This window comes from Nostoc sp. LEGE 06077, from assembly GCF_015207705.1.
Lineage (GTDB): Bacteria > Cyanobacteriota > Cyanobacteriia > Cyanobacteriales > Nostocaceae > Nostoc_B.
Genome location: NZ_JADEWI010000051.1, coordinates 25,209 through 45,356, shown reverse-complemented (window position 1 = coordinate 45,356; position 20,148 = coordinate 25,209). Strand labels below are relative to the sequence as shown.

Genomic DNA, 20,148 nt, shown 5'->3' with positions numbered 1-20,148 from the left:
GACCTAGTTGAAGAAGCTACAAGATATCAAAAATCTGATGAAAGTTAAAATTTATCTTACTCAGAGCTTAGTTAGCGGATATCATCCGCTAACTAAGCTCTTCCCCACACCTTTTTTCGTTCACCCGAATATCGCATCCTACGTCCTGATGGATTGATGCGTTGGGTTTGCGATCGCACCTTTGCAATCCGCGATGAACAGGAAAATATTTGTTATTACACTGGGATTGTTGAAGACATCACCGAACGCAAACAAGCTGAACAGAAAATTCAAGAACAAGCAGCTTTGCTGAATATTGCCACAGATGCAATTTTAGTGCGAGATTTACAAAATCGCATTCTCTTTTGGAATCAAGGTGCTGAACGTCTGTATGGTTGGCAAGCACAAGAAACTTTAGAACAAAACGCTGATGAAATTTTATTTAAACAATCTGCACCAAAAATCTCGGCGGCGATAGAAACAGTAATTGAGAGTGGTGCTTGGCAAGGTGAATTACATAAAGTTACCAAATCTGGCAAAGAAATTATCGTTGCCAGTCGTTGGAGACTGATGCAGGATAGTACAGGACAACCAAAATCTATTTTGATTGTTGATACTGATATTACCCAAAAGAAACAGCTAGAAGAACAGTTTTTTCGCACTCAAAGATTAGAAAGTTTAGGTACTATGGCTGGTGGAATTGCCCATGACTTGAACAACATTTTGACCCCGATTTTAGCAGCATCGCAACTATTACAACTGAGATTTCCGCCAGATAAAGAGCGATATTATCAGCTAATGGCAATTATCGAAAATAATGCCAAACGTGGTGCAGAGTTGGTGAAGCAAATATTATCTTTTGCGCGGGGATTTAAAGGGGATAACACCATTATTCTGATGAAGCACTTAATTTCAGAAATGTTGTTGATCGCCAAACAGACATTTCCGAAATCTATTGAATTTGCGATCGCTATCCCCGATAATTTGTGGGCTATTTCTGGGGATATTACCCAGCTGCATCAAGTGCTGATGAATTTGGTAGTTAATGCCCGTGATGCCATGCCAGATGGCGGGAAAATTGAAATCTCCGCAGAAAATAGATTTATTGATGAAGCCTACGCGCAAATGAATTTGGACGACGCTCAAGCCGGACATTACATTGAGATAACTGTAGCGGATAATGGTATTGGGATGCCGCCAGAAATATTAGATAGAATTTTCGAGCCATTTTTCACAACTAAAGAAATCGGAACAGGGACTGGGTTAGGTCTGGCAACGGTGGTAAGCATTATTAAAAGTCATGCTGGTTTTATTAATGTATCTAGTAAAATCGGTAAAGGCACTAAATTTAAACTCTTCTTACCAGCAGTAGAAGGCCGTCAAGCCATAAAAACCGAAAATTTAGCTGTACCTTTAGGGGAAGGAGAATTAATTTTAGTTGTTGATGATGAAGCAAAAATTCTAGAAATTGCTACCATCGTCTTAGAAAACTATAACTATAAAATTCTGACTGCTAGTAATGGGATTGAAGCGATCGCCCTTTATGCCCAATATAAACATCAAATTAAAGCTGTATTAATGGATATGGTTATGCCAGAAATGGATGGTATGACGGCAATTCGCACCCTGCAAAAAATGAATCCCCAAGTGCAAATCATCGCTTGTAGTGGGTTTAATCCACAAGAAAATTTGACAGGAGTGAGAAATGCTAATGTTCAGCTAGTTTTGCTAAAACCTTTTACAGCCCAAGATTTATTGAACAGTTTACAGCACGTATTGAGAAACCAAAATTAGGTTTTCTGGATATTACAATTACAAATTACTCAAGAAATAGTATGGCTAAAGAAATAGAACGGAAATTTTTAGTTAAAGGAGATGGTTGGAGAAAACTCGGTGTAGGTAGCGTATATCGTCAAGGATATATTGCCACTCGAAAAGCAGTGACAGTGAGGGTACGTATTGCTAACAACCGAGGTTATTTAACAATTAAAAGCCCTAGTGTGAATTGTTCGCGCTCAGAATTTGAGTACGAAATTCCGCTTGCTGATGCTGAAGAAATGTTAGAGACATTGTGCGATCGCCCATTAATTGAAAAAGTGCGATACAAGGTAGAATTGGGTAATTTAATCTGGGAAATTGATGAGTTTGATGGTGATAATAAAGGATTAATAGTGGCTGAAGTAGAATTGACTGATGAACAGCAACAAATTGAATTACCCGAATGGATTGGTGAAGAAGTATCTACTGATGGCAAGTATTTCAACAGTAATTTAGCAAAATTTCCCTTTTCGCAATGGTAAATTGAATGCCATTGAAGGTGGAAAAAATATGAGGTTGAGTTTTTTCTTCAACTCAACCTATAGAAACATTGGAAATGCTTGATTTGATTTTATTCAAACCCATCTACACGTATTTTCCTCTACACCACAGCTTTGACATTAGCATTTGTTAATAGCGCGACTATCTGTTCTGCTACACCCCCAGCCGATGCTGGATTTTGGCCTGTAACTAAGCGATCGCATAATACCACCTTTGCTTGAAAATTAGGTGCTTTCTCCAGCGTTGCGCCTCTTTCAATCAGCTTAGATTCCAGCAGAAAGGGAACCACTTCCGTTAAACCAACAGCGGCTTCTTCTTCATTGGTGAAAGCGGATACTATCTTTCCTGCAACCAAATAACTTTGATCAGCAAGTTGAATATTCACTAATCCGGCGGGGCCATGACAAACTGCACCGACAATACCTCCTTGTTCATAAATCTTGGCAGCAATTTGAGCAAGTTCAACATCATCGGGAAAATCCCACATCGTACCATGTCCACCTGCATAAAAAATAGCCTCATATTCCGATGGATTAATCTCCTTTGGATGCAGTGTATTTTCGACTTGCGCTATCTTGTTAGGATTATTTAAAAATGCGACATTCAGCGGATCATCTAAATCCACTCCAGTCATAGGTGCTTTACCACCTTTAGGACTAACATACTCAACAGTGAACCCAACGCGATCGAATACCGCCACTGGATGGCTAACTTCTGGTAAATAGAATCCAGTTTCTTGGTCAGTATCGCCCAATTTATCGTGACTGGTTAACACTATGAGAACTTTTTTAGACATAAAATTGCTCCAAGTTGTGATTCCCAATTTCCGCAGCATTCGAGAAGTGCTGCTATAAATCCACTTTCCACACTTAAGTATTATATTGAAAACAGATTTTAGAGATGCGATCGCCTATTCATTGTCGGTTGCTTCGGCTTCAAACTCAACTTGTCGGTACAAATCAGCGATCGCTATTTCCACATTCACAGATTCTAATAGCAATCTGTCGCCCAAATTATAATCCGATAATACCCATTTTCCCTGTTCATTGCGGCGAAAGACTTCTACACCAGGTTGTGCTACTTGCACTAAGACATATTCTTGCAAGGTGGGAGATTGACGATACGCAGCAAACTTTTTTCCTCGATCAGCTGCTTCCGTTGATGGTGATAACACTTCAACAATTAAGCAGGGAAAGTTTATGAATTGTGGATCATCATCGCGATCGTCGCAAGTCACCACCAAATCAGGATAAAAATACTTCTCTCCTGGTTCTACCTGCACCTTTACATCTACAATGTAGACTTCACAAGAGCGATCGGCTAAGGCATCATCTAAAAGCTTCGAGAAATTTAGAGAAACCCGATTATGGTTGCGCGTACCACCACTCATGGCGATAACTTCACCATCCCAATATTCGTAGCGTTGTTCTTGGGTAGGTTCCCAAATTAGATATTCTTCCGCGCTTATTAAAATGCTATCGGGTAAAGCAACCATCATTTAATCCTTTTTCAGAGAATCAAATATCAATATTTTCATAGATATCGATAATTGGAATATGAGCATCAAAAGTATTCAAAGACAGTGTGATATGAGGATCATAGTATTCTGAGAGTAGCCATTGATTAGCAGCAGTTTTCACATAATGTTCTACATGAATACTGTATTGATCGATGAGTAGATATTCGCAGAAACTTTCAATGGTACGGTATGCCGAAAACTTTTCGCCGTGATCGTAATCTTGTGTTGATTTAGAAAGAACTTCAGCAATCAAACAAGGATTGATAACTGTATCGCTACGTCCTGTTTGCAGTTGTAAAGGTTTTTCTACAACCATGACATCAGGATAAGTATAGATATTCCGATTGGGAACCCAAAGGCGTTGATCAGTGGCAAAAATACGGTAGGGTTTGCCGCGTAAACTAGATTTTAACAGGGCTGCAAGGTTGATTGCTAATTCATTATGGTCAGGAGTACCGCCAGTCATGGGAATAATTGCTCCATTACGATACTCGCTACGCGTTTGGGAGGCAATTTCCAGTTCAAGATATTCCTGGGATGTGTAGATTTTTGGTTCAAGTGCCTGTGTCATAGTTTAATTTTAACTTTGATGACCAGTTGCGATCGCCCTGACTATAAATTATTACCTTTGCTCAACTAACTGTCAGGCTAAAGGCTGATTTTTCCAAGATGCGATCGCTGTTCACATCTATTAAACTATAGCCGCACTTTTGTTACTGAATTGGGGCTGTTGATAAGCAGATACAATTGCCTTGAACTTATCAGCATACTGATAAATTTCATTAACATTATCGATAGAAACTTTCTCCGAAACTCTAGTACCATTGGTATCTAGAGAAAAAATCTCTAACTTTTTAGAATCAGATTTATTAAAATGCAAACGAACAATCTGTCTCCAACTATTACCGTCTAGCAGAATATTACAATAACTAGCTGTGTCTTTATATGTTATTCGTGCTGGCTCTACTACTTGGCACAAAATCGACTTAAGAATGTAATATCCCTCTTTTTCTTCATCTGAAAAATCAGTTTGTTTGGTTGTCAGTTCTGTTTCTGTTTGTGGTTCCGTTGGGATGGTAGTTTCTTGTTTTGTTTTTGAACGTCCTGTTGCTTCGTCTAAAAGACTTTCAATTTCCTCTCGAATAAATTCCTTAATAGCCCTTTGTGTATATCCAGTAAACTCGTCTTTCAATTGACCTACAAAATTATTTTCAGGACATAACTCTTTAAAAAAATATTTGACAAACTCGCTCTTCGGTTCTTCAACTTGCTTTTTTAGCAGCGCCTTGATACCACCAACATACTTTAACTCTGATGCGGCTATAATAGCTTCATCAATGTTAAATGCTGATTTAGTCAACTTGGAAAGCTCACGGATTGCTAATTCATTTAAACTAAGCAAATTTAATTCCAAAAATGGAGTTTTGTCCATTTTATTAGTCCTTTCCAAATCAGCATAGAATTTGTATATTACCCCATCTGTTAATACACCAATTCGAGCGTCAGTTGCCATAAAATAAGCAAATAACTGACTCCATTCACGATCATTCTTAAAATCAGTACCGTAGCGTTTACACTCAATCAGGAGTGCTGGTTGACCGTTCTGGAATATGGCATAATCTAGTTTGTAATTTGTGGAAGCTCCCACATTTGCATCATATTCAGGCATTACTTCATCTGGATTAAAGGCATCATACCCTAAGATTTGCTGAATAAAAGGCATGATGAGGAAGTGTTTTGTCGCTTCCTCAGTTTTGATGCTGCCTAATTTTGCAGGAATTGTAGATGCAAAGGCTCTGACTTGATCAACAAAATCCATGATGTGACACTCCAATATGATGGCAATGTGGGCTGTAATGTTATAGTTCACACAAAATCTTAAGAAATAACAGAATTTTGAATTAAACCCATGATTTAAGCTGATGCTCTTAATATTGTGAGTCTTGAGCTTTCTAGTGAGGTGATGTCGCGTGAAAATTTGCTCAAGCCTAGATCAATCAGCAAGAATTTCTGGTGAAAAAACGGATCTGCTGGGAGAATACACCAGCATAATTAACCTTTATAGCTTTGAGCGATTGCCTGTCCCTGATTTCTAGCGATCGCTTTCTTCATGTCCACATTCGGTGAACATTAGTATAAGCATCAAATTTTGTATCCCTGCTAATGATGATTAAGGAGTGATTAACCGCCTGTGCGATTAGCATCCGATCAAATGGATCACCATGATGTAGCGGAAGATTGCGGACTAAAACTGTATCATCAAACGAGATTCCCAATATGAGAATATCTGAAGCTTCAATTGCAGAAACTATAGTTTCATAGCTACTTTGCAATGATAATTTGCCAAGTTTTAATTTGATAGCAATTTCCCAAAGACTAGCTATGCTTAGATAAACCACATCTGCGTTATCAATTATCGCCCTCAGATCATCTCTAAGGTTAGAGTCATTTTCAGTCAGCCAGATAAAGGCATGAGTATCTAACAGAAAATTACTCATTCCATATATTCCTGAAAATCTGGGAGAGGTTCATCAAAATCATCCGGTAAAGGTAAAATAAAAGTGCCTTTTAAGATGCCAGAACGGCGCTTTTTTCGTAATGAACTTTCCTGAGAACTAGTTTTTGAATAATTCTCAACTAAATATTTGGCATAATGCAAGAGTTCTTGTTTTAGTGGCTCTGGCATTTGCTCTAGTGTTTGTAAAATTTCTGTATCAACAGTCATAGCTTGTTTCTGGTGGATTGATCAAACTTTTGGTATTTAGATGGAGATTGCTTACCTACCCCAATGAGCAGAGATACATATCTTAAATAGTAAATAATAATCGGGTTTTACTCAGTCACATTCTTAATTAAATCATGCTCTTTAGCGATCGCTTTTAATGTACTTGTTTGTGAAAATTTATTCAAGCCTCGCCTACCCAGTAAGAATTTACGGTGAAAAAACTGATCTGGGTGGATAATAAAGCATAATTAACCTTTATAGCTTCGAGCAGTCGCCATCAGCCAAGATGGTTGAGACTCAAAGCTTGTGATTCAACTTAAGTAATTGACTATGAGTACAGCAAATATTACGCCAGCGCTACGTGTGGGAGTATTGGGTTTCGGTGGACTCGGACAAGCAGCCGCCAAGGTACTTGCTGGTAAACGAGAAATGACACTAGTTGCAGTGGCAGATCAAAAAGGCTACGCCTACGCTGCTGAAGGTTTAAATTTTCAAGAAAACATTGCCGCTTATCAATCTCAAGGTTCGGTAGGTTATTTAGAACCAGTCGGTACATTAACCAACAATAGTATTCAAGATTTAATCGATAGCGCCCAACCTGTAGATGGGTACTTTTTAGCTTTACCCAACTTACCTAATGACTTTATTCCATCCGTAGCCCGACAGTTTATTCAATCTGGTTGGCGTGGTGTGTTAGTCGATGCAATCAAGCGCACCAGTGCGGTAGAACAGCTAATTGCTATGAAAGCTGAACTGCAAGCCGCAGGTATTACCTACATGACAGGCTGTGGTGCAACACCAGGACTCTTAACCGCCGCTGCGGCTTTAGCCGCCCAAAGCTATGCCGAAATTCACAAAGTCGAGATTACCTTTGGTGTCGGTATTGCCAACTGGGAAGCTTACCGCGCCACCGTGCGGGAAGATATTGGTCATATGCCTGGTTATACCGTAGAAGTAGCCAGGGCAATGACTGATGCCGAGGTAGAAGCATTACTAGATAAAACAAACGGCGTGCTTACCTTAGAGAACATGGAACACGCCGATGATGTGATGTTAGAGTTAGCCGGAATAGTATCACGCGATCGCGTGACTGTAGGCGGTGTAGTTGATACCCGCAATCCCAAAAAGCCCCTCAGCACCAACGTTAAAGTTACTGGGCGCACCTTTGAAGGTAAGATTTCCACCCATACCTTTACATTAGGCGATGAAACCAGCATGGCAGCAAATGTCTGCGGCCCTGCTTTCGGTTATCTCAAAGCTGGTATGCAACTACATCAACGTGGCATTTACGGCATATTCACCGCTGCCGAAATCATGCCTCAATTTGTGAAATAAGCGGCTAGGGGCTATGGGTTAGCCCCTCTTCATCTTTTCGCTCTTCTTCTAGCAATAAATATGATGTTTGCATCACAAATGGTAATTCTGCACCTATCAAACCTCGTTGAATGCGTTCTGATGTTTCACTAAATACTACAAACAACGGATATACAGTATTTGCCCCTTCACTTAATACATGACTATGGCGAGGCGGCATTAACCATTCATAATCTTGATCTAAGCAAACTTGGGTTTGTCGCCAGCGTCCTAATAAATCAGAAAAGTCTTCATGGGGACGGTGAATAAATATTAAAATTTCGGCTCCAGTTTTAATTTTCCATTCTGGATCGCACATTAAAATTGCCACATCGCAGGGTAAACAAGTTGCTTGTACTGTGGCAGAAACATGATTACGCAGACGAATAATCGGCAGAGGTATAGTAATTACACTTTCATCTGGACGACGCAAACTCGGAATCATTTCTAAGTATGGTCGATGTTGTTTGAGTAGTGCGATCGCTGCTTGATGATTGCTATATTCTGCCAAGCTTGCTTCATAATGAGATTTTTGCACAGGCATAATTTTATAAAGTAGAAGTATGTAGACACCCTTTGGGTGGCTTGCCACCGGCTAGTGTAAAGGATGAAGGATATAACTTCATCCCTTTGCCTTTTATCCCAGCTTTTCAAATACTTTGAATAGTGGCAGATACATCGACATCAAAATAGTACCAACCATACTGCCTAAAACCAAAATCATAATTGGTTCTAAAACACTAGTTAGGGCTTTTACTGCTTGCTCAACTTCATCTTCATAGAAATCAGCAACCTTCATTAACATCCCATCTAATTCTCCCGTTTCTTCCCCAATACTAATCATTTGTATGGACATTGCTGGAAAGACATTCGCTTTTTGTAAAGCAATGCTAATCATCCCGCCTTGTTGAATTTCTACACGAGCAGCATCAATAGCATTAGCAATTACTTGATTTCCTGATGTATCTCGCACAATTTCTAAAGAAGTCAAAATTGGCACCCCTGAACGAGTCAAAGAACCAAAAGTCCGGCTAAATCTAGCTACGGCAGATTTTTGAATCAAATCACCAAACAAAGGCATTTTCAGAGATAAACGATCAATTGTTTCTCTACCGACGCGTGTTTTGTAGTATTGTGCATAAGCAAATTTTGCGGCAATAAAGGCACCAACGATGAAAAAAGATTTCCAACTTCTTAAGATTTCACTACACGTCATCAAAAATTGCGTTAAAGGAGGTAGTTCTGTACCTATTTCTATGAAGATTTTCGCAAAAATAGGTAAAAGAAAAACTGTCATACCAACAAAGATACTAACAGCGATAAAACCTACCACCGTTGGATAAGCTAGTGCTGATTTAATTTGGTTTTGTAATCTCGCTACATCCTCTAATAATTTTGCTAAACGATTGAGTACTTCATCCAAAACCCCCCCTACTTCCCCAGCCTGAATCATGCTGACATACAAACCATCAAAACAGTCAGGATGCTTACGCATAGAATCAGAAAGATTTACACCGCTTTGCACATCATTGCTAATATCAATAAGTGCTTGTTTCATTTTAGGATTGGTACACTGATCAGATAGCACCCCCAAACCTCTGACAATTGCGACTCCGGCATTCACCAAAGTAGCAAGTTGTCGAGAAAAAACAGCTTTTTCTTTAATCGGAACCTTAACAAAGGAATTCTGAATTTTTTTCAAGTCAAGACTGACTGCGAAGCCTTGAGATTGTTTTAATTCTTGGACGACAAAACCTTTATCTCTGAGATTAGTCCGGGCTTGTGCTAAAGATTCAGCAACAATTTTTTCTGTTCGAGATTTTCCTTGGGCATCCCGAATTCGGGCAACAAAGGTTGGCATAGATATAATAAATTCAAAATTTTAAATTTGGTCACTAAGTAGTAATTAATAGTCAATATTTAGATTGACTATTAATCACGGAAGTTCTGATTACAGATGTAATTTTTAGTGAGCTTTAGCAGCGCCGGGTTTGGCTCCGGCTGAGGGCGTTGCCGCACCGATAAGACGTTGAATTTCATCTGGCTTAGAAGTCTTAGACATAGCTGCTTCAAAAGAAATAGTTCCAGCTTTGTAATAATCTGCTAAAACTTTCTCCAGAGTTTGCATTCCCAATTTGCCACCAGTTTGAATAGCAGAGTAAATTTGTGACGTTTTGCCTTCTCTAATCAAGTTAGAAATAGCAGGAGTAACAATCAGAATTTCTTGCGCCATAACTCGGCCGTACTCTCCGGGTTTGGGGTTTTTCTTCGACACTAAAGTTTGGCTAAATACTGCTACTAGAGAGTTCGATAACTGCACCCGCACCTGAGTTTGTCTTTCATGGGGGAAAACGTCGATGATCCGGTCAACTGTTTGCGCGGCTGAACTGGTATGTAGTGTCCCAAATACCAAGTGTCCGGTTTCTGCCGCGGAAATCGCCAAAGAAATCGTTTCTAAATCTCGCATTTCCCCCACCAGAACAATATCTGGATCTTCCCGCAAAGCTGCTTTCAAGGCGTTAGCAAAGCTTTTTGTATCTTCACCAAGTTGTCGTTGGTGAACCAAGCTTTTCACTGGTTCATAGACAAATTCAATTGGGTCTTCTACGGTCAAAATATGTTCTGCTTTAGTGCGGTTAATCAAGTCAATGATTGCCGCTAGGGTTGTTGTTTTGCCAGAACCTGTAGGGCCTGTCACTAAAATTAACCCTCTAGGCTTATCTGCCATTTCCCTGACTACATCTGGTAGACCCAATTTTTCAAAGTTAGGAATTTTGGAACTTAACGCCCGTAAACAAGCAGCATAAGCGCCGCGTTCTTTATAAACATTCACCCGAAAACGAGCTAAACCCTTGACACCATAAGAACAATCTAACTCCCAGTTTTGTTCTAGAGTTTTCCGCTGGCTATTGTTGAGCATACTAAAGATTAATCTTTGGCATTGATCAGCAGTTAATATCTGATCACCGATAGGTGTAAGTTTGCCACTGATGCGGAAGTAGGGAGGCAAACCTGCGGATAAGTGCATATCCGAACCACCCATTTCAATCATTTGCTCCATCATGTCTTCAATCATCATTTCCATCGTTCTATTTCCTTTTTGTTATTTGTTTTTGTCAATGGTCATTTGTCTTGACCATTGATTAATCTTGAAATCTGGGTGTCATACAGTAGGGACAATCCAGCCATTCCGGCTGAAGTTCAGCACTGCAAGTTCGACAAGTCAGCCCACTCTTACGTTTGGCTCTTAATTCTGCCTCCAAGCCTGTATCGGTAAATGTCACCCGATCAACCTCTTCTAAGGTGGTGGCTCCTTGACGCACTAAATCTAAGCTGTAGGCCAACAAGGTTTTCATCCCTTCTTCTACAGCCACTTCTTTAATGCGTTCTGTAGGTGCTTCTTGGTTAATTAAGGTTTGGAGGTTTTCGGTGACGCGCATGACTTCATAAACACCGCAGCGTCCTTTGTACCCAATCCCATTACAAGTTGGGCAAACATGATTTTTGGCTTTGGCTTCTGTTAAGGCTTCTGTAGTTAAAGTATTAGCTTTGTAGAATGTGAGTTCCACATCACCAGCAGCAGAGAGGCCATAGCGAGCTAGTTCTTCTGTGCTTGGAGTATAAGGAATGCGACATTCAGAGCAGACACGTCGCACTAAACGTTGTGCCAAAACACCAATTAAGGAACTAGAAACCATGAATGGTTCAATGCCCATTTCTCCCAAACGAGCGATCGCACCTGGTGCATCGTTAGTGTGTAAGGTCGTTAATACTAAGTGACCTGTTAAGGCAGCCTCAATCGCGGTTTTAGCGGTTTCTTTATCCCGTGTTTCCCCTACTAGCAACACATCTGGATCTTGTCGTAAGAAAGCCCGCAGTGCTGTAGCAAAGTCCAGTCCTTTTTCCCGGATAACCTGTACTTGGGTAATCCCTGGCAAACTATACTCAATCGGGTCTTCAACCGTACTGATATTGATCCCAGGTGAGTTTTTTTCTGACAATGCCGAATACAGCGAAGTAGTTTTACCAGAACCAGTTGGCCCAGTCACCAAAATTAGACCAAAGGGACGACTCACCATCTCTTGGACAATACCCAATGTTTCCGGATCGGTGATTAACTTATTCAATCCCAATTGAGTAGATGAGTTATCCAAAATCCGCAGTACTACTTTTTCCCCGTAGCGACTGGGTAAGGTATTCACCCGAAAGTCTACCTTTCTACCTTCAAACATCCGACGAATACGTCCATCTTGGGGCATCCGTCTTTCAGCAATATCTAAGCTGGCAATAATTTTAAATCGGGCTGTGACCGCCGGGATAATTTTTTTCGGCAAGGGATCGAAGGCTTCACTCAATACACCATCCTTACGAAAACGAATGCGTAAGTTTTCTTCTTGAGGTTCAACGTGAATATCAGAAACCTTCTCATGCAAAGCCTTCGCCAGGATTCTGTTAACTAAGTTGATGACTGGAGCATCTTCTGCTCCTTTCATCGCCGATCCCAGATCAGCTTCCATTTCATCCGGCGCATCTTGGATATCTAGATTGCCAAGATTTTCTAAATCCTGATTAATATCTGTAAACTTTTCTTGTTCCAGATGCTTTTGCTTGACAGCCATCTCATCCAAAAATTGGTTGATTAGCTGCTGATAATCTTCCTGAGTGATCACCATCCGCTGCAATGCCAAGCCTTGGGGGCGCAAGATGCGATTTAGGTCATCGGAAGCTTCTAAGTTATCTGGATCGACCATTGCCACTAAAACGCTTGGTGGGTTTTGGTCTTCACTTTTTGATAAGGGTACTAAGCGATGGCGACGACAAATATCTACCGGGATGAGAGTTTCAATAAGACTCCCGACATTCGTATTGCCAATATTATTGACTTCCGGATCTAGGGATTCAACGCCGTATAGTATTTTAAGTTCAAATAGCTGTTGTTTTTTATACTGCCTAAGAAATTCAGGCGATAGTTGTCGCCCAGTGATCGACTCCAGCACTTCCGTCAGGGGTCTGCCAGATTTGCGACTTTCAATCAGTGCCTGTCTCATCTGTTCGCTATTAACATAGCCAGATTGCACTAGCTTACTGCCGAATGGCGAAAACTCTGTTCGGGTCGTGAGCGCGGTACTGCGCCGTTGTGGTGACGATTGAGTCATAGGTGAGCAATTAGTGGGGAAAACCTCTGATTAGAGTATTCCCAAGCTACGGCACAGAATTTTCATTTAAACTTAATAAAATTTCGATTGAAGTCTGAGGTGTGAATTATGAAGTATAAATTTCAGGCTTCATAATTCACACTTCATCCTTTGTCGTTCGGGTTCCCGTCCTCAGCGTGTATACGCTAAGATGTTCACCATTTGTCACAATAAAATGACGGTGACATCACTTCCAGAAGAATGTTGACAAGAAAATCTACCTTTGCGGTGATTTATTGTCCTCAATAGTATCTGGAAGCGACAATGATGGACGAAAATAAACAGGTAAACAATACAAGCCAGCAATTGGGTGAACCAATAGAGGTAAAGCAAGAAATGATGAGCGACTCTCCAGCCCAAATAGACTCCAACGAATCTGGCAGCGAGGTTACTGAGCAAGTGGCAGCCACAAGCAATGTATCAGGAGATACGGCTGCGCTCAATCAAGAAGATGGCTTCGCTGCAACCGATAAAACACAAACAGATACAGCAGCTTTGACAGAATTGACTCAACAAATTGAGTCTCTCAAGGTGCAGGTAGAGGAACGTAGTACTCAGTACATGCGGATTGCGGCAGATTTTGAGAATTACCGCAAACGTACTAGCAAAGAAAAAGAAGAGCTAGACGCACAAGTGAAGCGGAACACAATTCTGGAATTACTGCCAGTGGTAGATAATTTTGAACGGGCGCGAGCGCACCTGAAGCCCCAAAGCGATGGCGAGATGACAATTCACAAAAGTTATCAAGGAGTTTATAAACAATTAGTAGATTCCTTAAAACGCTTAGGTGTATCACCCATGCGACCGGAAGGTGAACAGTTCGATCCTAACCTCCATGAAGCAGTAATGCGCGAACCTACGGATGAACATCCGGAAGGAACAGTGTTAGAAGAGTTAGTACGCGGATATTATATAGGCGATCGCGTGCTACGTCATGCAATGGTCAAGGTGGCTGCTCCGAAGGAGGATACACCGTCTGCACAAGAAGATCAGTCGAGTCCAGCTAACAGTTAAACTGTCTTTGCTTGCCTTACTTCAAGTAAAAAGTTAAAAGTAAAAAGTCAAAACAAACAAATCATGCTTTTAACTTTTGACTTTTGATTTTAATGTTCTAGAAGAAAGGATGTAAGGGTGTTCAAGTTTTCACCTACACCCTTACGCTTGATTTCTTGCCCGTAGATATCCCGTACAACACTACGCGAAAAGCATTCAGTACAAATACTGTAAGTATGGGAAAAGTTATTGGGATCGACTTAGGCACGACTAACAGTTGCGTCGCAGTTTTAGAAGGTGGTCAACCAATTGTGATCGCCAATTCTGAAGGCGGACGAACCACTCCTAGTATCGTGGGATTTGGCAAGGGTGGCGATCGCTTGGTCGGTCAGCTGGCAAAACGCCAAGCCGTAACTAATGCCGAAAATACAGTCTATAGTATCAAACGATTCATCGGCCGTCGTTGGGAAGATACAGAACAAGAACGCGATCGCGTTCCCTACAACTGTGTCAAAGGTCGAGATGAAACTGTTGATGTCCAGATTCGTGGCAAAAATTACACACCACAAGAAATTTCCGCGATGATTCTGCAAAAACTAAAGCAGGACGCAGAAAATTTTTTGGGTGAAACTGTCACACAAGCAGTAATTACCGTACCAGCATATTTCACCGATGCCCAACGACAAGCCACTAAAGATGCTGGCACAATTGCCGGTTTAGAAGTATTACGCATCATTAATGAACCTACTGCGGCTGCTTTAGCTTTTGGGTTAGATAAACAAGACCAAGAGCAACTAATTCTAGTTTTTGACTTGGGCGGCGGTACTTTCGATGTCTCCATTCTGCAACTAGGCGATGGAGTTTTTGAAGTCAAAGCTACTAGCGGAAACAATCAACTCGGTGGTGATGACTTCGATAACTGTATTGTGCGCTGGATGATTGAACGCTTCCAGGAACAAGAAAAAATTAACCTCGCCCAAGATAAAATGGCTTTGCAGCGTCTGCGGGAAGCAGCGGAAAAAGCCAAAATTGAACTATCCAGTATGGCTAGTACCTCGATCAACTTGCCTTTTATCACTGCTGATGAAACCGGGCCAAAGCACCTAGAAATGGAACTTAGCCGTTCTAAATTTGAGGAACTAGCTGCAAGTTTGATTGAAGCTACCATCGAACCGATGATTCAATCTCTCAAAGATGCTGACCTTAAACCACAAAATATTGACAGAATTATTTTAGTTGGTGGTTCTACCCGCATTCCCGCCGTTCAAAACGCTTTAATAAAATTTTTTAATGGTAAAGCTCCCGATCGCTCAATTAACCCTGATGAAGCTGTAGCATTGGGCGCTGCAATTCAAGCTGGAGTTCTGGGTGGCGAAGTTGATAATCTTTTGTTATTAGATGTCACTCCCCTATCTTTGGGTATTGAAACCCTGGGCGAAGTATTTACGAAAATTATCGAACGCAACACGACAATTCCCACCAGCAAATCCCAAGTTTTTTCCACGGCTATTGATGGTCAAACTTCGGTAGAAATTCACGTTCTTCAAGGGGAACGAGCAATGGCGCGGGATAATAAAAGTCTGGGTAAGTTTTTGTTAGCAGGGATTCCCCCGGCTCCCCGTGGTGTACCGCAAATTGAAGTGTCTTTTGAAATCGATGTGAACGGTATCCTCAAGGTTGGCGCACAAGATAAAGGGACTGGTCGAGAGCAAAGCATTCGGATCACTAATACCGGTGGTTTAAGTACTAATGAAGTTGAACGGATGCGCCAAGAAGCTGAAGCATTTGCTGATGAAGACAAAAAACGCAAGGAATTTGTTGAACTCAAAAACCAAGCAGATAATCTAGTATTCAGTTACGAATCCACCTTGAAGGATAATGGCAACTTTATTGGTGAGCAGATGAAGAGTTTAGCTCATGAAAAATTTGTCCAACTTCAAGCTGTGATGACTAATCCCAGCATTTCGCTGCAAGAATTTCAAAATTGCCTAGATGACTTCCAGCAAACCCTATTTGCGATCGGTGCTGATGTTTATAACCGCGCTAACGGTCAAAATACTGATGACGGTGAAGAAGGTTCAGAATCAGTATTAACTTCTCAATCAGAAAATCCGGCGAGTGGGACTGTAATACCACAGTTTAATTTTGATTTTGATGAGGAAATGACTGCACAAGCTGATTATGAGGCGATAGACTAAATAAGAAACTATGAAGTCTAAAGTATGAAGTATGAAATTAAAACCTTCAATACTTTGTCCTTTATCCGCAAATTGAGCCTGACTACAGATGCGATGTATTACAAATGGGGGGTTTTCCACACCTAATGGTGCGGGTAGCCCCTCTAGTTCATCAGCAGGGTTTTTCCCTGACACGTAGCACAATTGTAAAAGAGACAGCCAAAGACTCTGGCATCTGCTAACTTTGCTGTTACTTTCATTAATCAATATTTGCTAGTGATTTTTATAAAAGGTAAAAGGTACAATCAATTATTAATAAAAATTAATCTATGCCTTCTACCTGACAAAAGTGCTGTTAGCGTAGCGGGGCTAAAATCCATGCTAAGTACTGAGTGCTGAGTAAAAAAGTCTAGTCCCTAGCCTCTAGCCTCTAGTCCCTAGTCCCTAGCCTCTAGTTCCTTCCTTCTATCTTTTACCTTTGCTATATGGCCCGCGACTATTACGAAATTCTGGGTGTCTCTCGTGACGCCGACAAAGAAGAAATCAAACAAGCTTACCGCCGTTTAGCCCGCAAGTATCACCCAGATGTGAACAAAGAAGCAGGTGCGGAAGAACGGTTTAAAGAAATTAACCGCGCTTATGAGATACTCTCAGAACCAGAAACCCGTGCGCGTTACGATCGCTTTGGCCCAGAAGGTGTTTCCGGTGCTGGTGTTGGTTTCCAAGATATGGGCGATATGGGTGGTTTTGCCGATATCTTTGAAAGCATTTTCAGTGGCTTCGCGGGTGGTGGTGTGGGTGGACAGACAGCGCAAAGACGGCGCAGTGGCCCAGTAAGGGGTGATGATCTACGGCTAGACCTGAAGTTAGACTTTCGAGAAGCAGTATTTGGTGGTGAAAAAGAAATTCGCATTTCTCACCTAGAAACTTGTGAAGCTTGTAGTGGTTCAGGTGCAAAACCAGGAACTCGCCCACGCACTTGTTCAACTTGTAGCGGTTCTGGTCAAGTACGACGGGTAACGAGAACGCCTTTTGGCAGTTTTACGCAAGTTTCGACTTGTCCAACTTGTAACGGTACTGGTTCGGTAATTGAAGATAAGTGTGATTCTTGCGATGGTAGAGGTACAAATCAAATCACCAAGAAACTCAAAATTACGATTCCGGCTGGGGTAGATAACGGTACACGCTTACGTATAGGACAAGAAGGGGATGCAGGTCAACGTGGTGGCCCGCCCGGAGATTTGTACGTTTACCTGTTTGTTAACGAAGATGAAGAATTCCAAAGAGATGGAATTAATGTGCTTTCGGAAATCAAAGTTAGCTACTTACAGGCGATTTTAGGTTGTCGACTAGAAGTGAATACAGTCGATGGGCCAGTGGAATTAATCATTCCGCCAGGAACGCAGCCAAATACAGTCATGAAGCTAGAAAATCGTGGTGTACCTCGCTTAGGTAATCCGGTAAGTCGGGGAGATCATCTCCTAACAGTGTTAATTGATATCCCCACAAAGATCATCCCAGAGGAGAGAGAATTGCTAGAGAAACTGGCTAAAATTAAAGGCGATCGCACTGGTAAAGGTGGTTTAGAAGGATTTTTGGGAAATTTGTTTAAATAATGAGTCTATCTTCTATATCTACTCCTGATGCTCAACTCGACTTGCGCGGTACTCCTTGTCCGATTAACTTTGTGCGAACAAAACTCCACTTAGAAAAAATGTCGCCCGGAAATTTGCTGGAAGTATGGCTCGACCCAGGAGAACCAATTGAGCAAGTACCTGATAGCTTAACTATGGCAGGCTATCAGGTAGAGAATATTACAGACTGTACTGGTTATTTTTCTTTGTTAGTTCGCTGTCCGATCGCTAACCAATGATAGGGGAAACTGTTACAACTACTGGACAGTTACTCGGTACAGTCTTGGCCGTACAAGCAAATTTTTATCGGGTACAGCTAGATCAACAGGAGCAGGAGAAAAAGATGGGTCATCTCTCTCTCCTGTTGTGTACGCGCAGAACGCGATTGAAAAAAATTGGACAGCAGGTGATGGTAGGCGATCGCGTCGTGGTGGAAGAACCCGATTGGGCTGGGGGACGCGGGGCGATCGCTGAAGTTTTACCCCGCACAGGACAATTAGATCGCCCAGCGATCGCCAATCTCAACCAGATTATGCTGGTATTTGCGGTTGCTGATCCGCCTTTAGAACCTTACCAGTTGAGTCGATTTTTGGTGAAGGCTGAGTCTACTGGCTGGGATGTCGTACTTTGTTTAAATAAAAGCGATTTAATCTCACCCCAAGAACAACAAGAAATTAGCGATCGCCTTTTAGGTTGGGGTTATCAACCGTTATTCATTAGTGTGCAAAGTAGTATCAATATTGACCAAATATTAACTTATCTTATTGATAAAACTACTGTGATTGCTGGGCCTTCTGGGGTGGGTAAATCCAGCTTAATTAATGCCCTCATCCCTGATATTAACCTACGAGTCGGGAAAATTTCGGGTAAACTGGCACGCGGTCGCCATACAACTCGCCATGTAGAATTATTTGAATTACCTGATGGTGGTTTATTAGCTGATACCCCTGGTTTTAACCAACCAGACTTGGATTACCAACCAGAAGAATTAGTCTATTATTTTCCTGAAGCAAGAAAGCTTATAGAAATTAATCACTGTCGATTTAGCGATTGTTTGCATCGAGACGAACCTGATTGCGCTGTGCGGGGAGATTGGGAACGCTATGAACATTATCTAGAGTTTTTGGATGAAGCGATCGCTCGGCAAACCCACTTAAACCAGCAAGCTGATCCTGAATCCACCTTAAAGTTAAAAAATAAAGGCAAAGGAGAGAGTAAATACGAACCCAAGCTGGAAAGTAAAAAATACCGTCGAGTCTCTCGGAAAACTCAACTGCAAGCATTACAGGATTTATATCAAGATAGCGAAGAATAAACTTATTGATTGTAAAACTCTCAATTCCTCCGTGTCTCTGCGTGAAATAAAAAGATATAGCGGTAGTCAGATATATTAGGACTATTTAAAAGTTTGAATGCCAGGAATAGTAAGACTTTCTCTTCTGCCTTCTGCTATATTAGCTCACGCCCCCATCCCAGAATATCGCTTCAATCCCGCCCGCCACAACAAACGATTTGCGCCTAAAAACACCATTATCCAACCAATCATACATAAAAAACCCCGCCCTATATCTACAGGTAGCCCAACCAAAATACTGGCGGGGAAATCAATTAAATAGGGAAAGGGTGTAAATAAAACAATATTTCGTACATATTCAGGAAACACATTTAAAGGCGCAATCATTCCCGATAAAAATAAAAAAAACAAGAACCAGAAATTTTCTAAAGCACTAGCTCGTTCTGTCCAAAAAGCTAATACCGCAAAGGTATACTGAATTACAAATCGCAAAATAAACGCTAACACTACTGCTAACGTAAATAAAAGCACTTGACCTAAATTCGGCAGCCAAAAAGCCTGGGGATAAAGTACAAAAAATAAGGCTGCTAACAATATCGTAAATGGTATCCGAGTCACTCTTTCAGCCAGATGAGATGCAACATGATGCCAAGCAGGATCTATTGGTTGTAATAACCTAGGTGACAGCTTACCTTCGACAACTTCCTTTTCAAATTCCCAAATTACCCAAGCAACCGTCATCTGCCTAACAACAAATACTGTGAGAAAGTAACGGGAAAAATCCACTGATGACAAACCAAATTTACCTCCTTGGGCTGCTTGCATCCAAACACCCATCAGGATTATTGGTAAAGATCCAGACAAAACCCATAAAATTAGTTCTGCACGAAACTCCATCATGTAGGTGTTATGTACAGCCAGTAACGTTAACGCTTTTCTAATAGTTTTTTTCATTGGTTA

The 20,148-nt window shown here is 41.2% G+C and carries 18 protein-coding genes and 1 pseudogene; 8 read left to right on the top strand and 11 right to left on the bottom strand.

All coding sequences use genetic code 11. From position 1 onward, the window contains the following. Nucleotides 1–135 precede the first annotated feature (135 nt). A pseudogene (locus tag IQ244_RS24815) lies at nucleotides 136–1,773 on the top strand (PAS domain S-box protein); the annotation flags it as partial. 41 nt (nucleotides 1,774–1,814) lie between these two features. Next, complete coding sequence (locus IQ244_RS24810; RefSeq protein WP_193898927.1) at nucleotides 1,815–2,279, top strand: CYTH domain-containing protein; 465 nt, start codon at nucleotides 1,815–1,817, stop codon at nucleotides 2,277–2,279. Nucleotides 2,280–2,398: 119 nt separating this feature from the next. Here the strand turns inward: IQ244_RS24810 and IQ244_RS24805 are convergent, their stop codons facing one another. The 6 genes from IQ244_RS24805 to IQ244_RS24780 form a co-directional block, all read right to left on the bottom strand. Next, nucleotides 2,399–3,094: a type 1 glutamine amidotransferase domain-containing protein gene (locus IQ244_RS24805; RefSeq protein WP_193898925.1), complete on the bottom strand. Its 696-nt coding sequence runs from the start codon at nucleotides 3,092–3,094 to the stop codon at nucleotides 2,399–2,401. A gap of 114 nt (nucleotides 3,095–3,208) precedes the next feature. Next, nucleotides 3,209–3,793 carry a Uma2 family endonuclease gene (locus IQ244_RS24800; protein WP_193898931.1) on the bottom strand — a complete coding sequence of 195 codons (585 nt, stop codon included), beginning with the start codon at nucleotides 3,791–3,793 and terminating at the stop codon, nucleotides 3,209–3,211. 22 nt (nucleotides 3,794–3,815) lie between these two features. Further along, nucleotides 3,816–4,388, bottom strand: a complete 573-nt coding sequence (locus tag IQ244_RS24795) for a Uma2 family endonuclease (protein ID WP_193898923.1) — start codon at nucleotides 4,386–4,388, stop codon at nucleotides 3,816–3,818. Between the two features lie 120 nt (nucleotides 4,389–4,508). Continuing rightward, entirely contained in the window at nucleotides 4,509–5,636 is a 1,128-nt protein-coding gene (locus tag IQ244_RS24790; RefSeq protein WP_193898921.1) for a type I restriction endonuclease, read from the bottom strand. Nucleotides 5,637–5,925: 289 nt separating this feature from the next. Next, the gene (locus IQ244_RS24785) at nucleotides 5,926–6,315 is read right to left on the bottom strand and encodes a type II toxin-antitoxin system VapC family toxin (protein WP_193898919.1); all 390 of its coding nucleotides are present in this window, start codon (nucleotides 6,313–6,315) and stop codon (nucleotides 5,926–5,928) included. Beyond that, nucleotides 6,312–6,542 carry a DUF2281 domain-containing protein gene (locus IQ244_RS24780; protein WP_193898917.1) on the bottom strand — a complete coding sequence of 77 codons (231 nt, stop codon included), beginning with the start codon at nucleotides 6,540–6,542 and terminating at the stop codon, nucleotides 6,312–6,314. The genes IQ244_RS24785 and IQ244_RS24780 overlap by 4 nt, the downstream gene beginning before the upstream one ends. A gap of 330 nt (nucleotides 6,543–6,872) precedes the next feature. Between IQ244_RS24780 and bioU the strand changes: the two genes are divergently transcribed. Beyond that, entirely contained in the window at nucleotides 6,873–7,877 is a 1,005-nt protein-coding gene (gene bioU, locus IQ244_RS24775) for a (S)-8-amino-7-oxononanoate synthase BioU (protein WP_193898915.1), read from the top strand. 4 nt (nucleotides 7,878–7,881) lie between these two features. On the opposite strand, the gene IQ244_RS24770 is transcribed toward bioU, so the two are convergent. From IQ244_RS24770 to IQ244_RS24755, 4 genes are all read right to left on the bottom strand, one after another. Then, nucleotides 7,882–8,439 carry a hypothetical protein gene (locus tag IQ244_RS24770; protein WP_193898913.1) on the bottom strand — a complete coding sequence of 186 codons (558 nt, stop codon included), beginning with the start codon at nucleotides 8,437–8,439 and terminating at the stop codon, nucleotides 7,882–7,884. Between the two features lie 93 nt (nucleotides 8,440–8,532). Beyond that, nucleotides 8,533–9,756: a type II secretion system F family protein gene (locus IQ244_RS24765; RefSeq protein WP_193898911.1), complete on the bottom strand. Its 1,224-nt coding sequence runs from the start codon at nucleotides 9,754–9,756 to the stop codon at nucleotides 8,533–8,535. Between the two features lie 105 nt (nucleotides 9,757–9,861). After that, nucleotides 9,862–10,980, bottom strand: coding sequence for a type IV pilus twitching motility protein PilT (locus tag IQ244_RS24760; protein WP_193898909.1), 1,119 nt, complete (start codon nucleotides 10,978–10,980; stop codon nucleotides 9,862–9,864). Nucleotides 10,981–11,038: 58 nt separating this feature from the next. Next, nucleotides 11,039–13,051: a GspE/PulE family protein gene (locus tag IQ244_RS24755; RefSeq protein ID WP_193898907.1), complete on the bottom strand. Its 2,013-nt coding sequence runs from the start codon at nucleotides 13,049–13,051 to the stop codon at nucleotides 11,039–11,041. 303 nt (nucleotides 13,052–13,354) lie between these two features. Here IQ244_RS24755 and grpE point away from each other — a divergent pair, with 303 nt between their 5' ends. The 5 genes from grpE (at nucleotide 13,355) to rsgA (ending at nucleotide 19,209) form a co-directional block, all read left to right on the top strand. Then, nucleotides 13,355–14,104, top strand: a complete 750-nt coding sequence (gene grpE / locus IQ244_RS24750) for a nucleotide exchange factor GrpE (protein ID WP_193898905.1) — start codon at nucleotides 13,355–13,357, stop codon at nucleotides 14,102–14,104. 215 nt (nucleotides 14,105–14,319) lie between these two features. Further along, nucleotides 14,320–16,281 (top strand): molecular chaperone DnaK, encoded by a 1,962-nt coding sequence (dnaK, locus tag IQ244_RS24745; RefSeq protein WP_193898904.1) that lies wholly within the window; start codon nucleotides 14,320–14,322, stop codon nucleotides 16,279–16,281. A 464-nt stretch (nucleotides 16,282–16,745) separates the two neighbouring features. Next, nucleotides 16,746–17,876 carry a molecular chaperone DnaJ gene (gene dnaJ / locus IQ244_RS24740; protein ID WP_193898902.1) on the top strand — a complete coding sequence of 377 codons (1,131 nt, stop codon included), beginning with the start codon at nucleotides 16,746–16,748 and terminating at the stop codon, nucleotides 17,874–17,876. Then, nucleotides 17,876–18,133: a sulfurtransferase TusA family protein gene (locus tag IQ244_RS24735; protein ID WP_193898900.1), complete on the top strand. Its 258-nt coding sequence runs from the start codon at nucleotides 17,876–17,878 to the stop codon at nucleotides 18,131–18,133. The genes dnaJ and IQ244_RS24735 overlap by 1 nt, the downstream gene beginning before the upstream one ends. Further along, nucleotides 18,130–19,209: a small ribosomal subunit biogenesis GTPase RsgA gene (rsgA, locus tag IQ244_RS24730; protein ID WP_193898898.1), complete on the top strand. Its 1,080-nt coding sequence runs from the start codon at nucleotides 18,130–18,132 to the stop codon at nucleotides 19,207–19,209. The genes IQ244_RS24735 and rsgA overlap by 4 nt, the downstream gene beginning before the upstream one ends. A 144-nt stretch (nucleotides 19,210–19,353) precedes the next feature. Here the strand turns inward: rsgA and IQ244_RS24725 are convergent, their stop codons facing one another. Then, nucleotides 19,354–20,142, bottom strand: a complete 789-nt coding sequence (locus IQ244_RS24725) for an ABC transporter permease (RefSeq protein ID WP_193898896.1) — start codon at nucleotides 20,140–20,142, stop codon at nucleotides 19,354–19,356. Nucleotides 20,143–20,148: the final 6 nt, after the last annotated feature.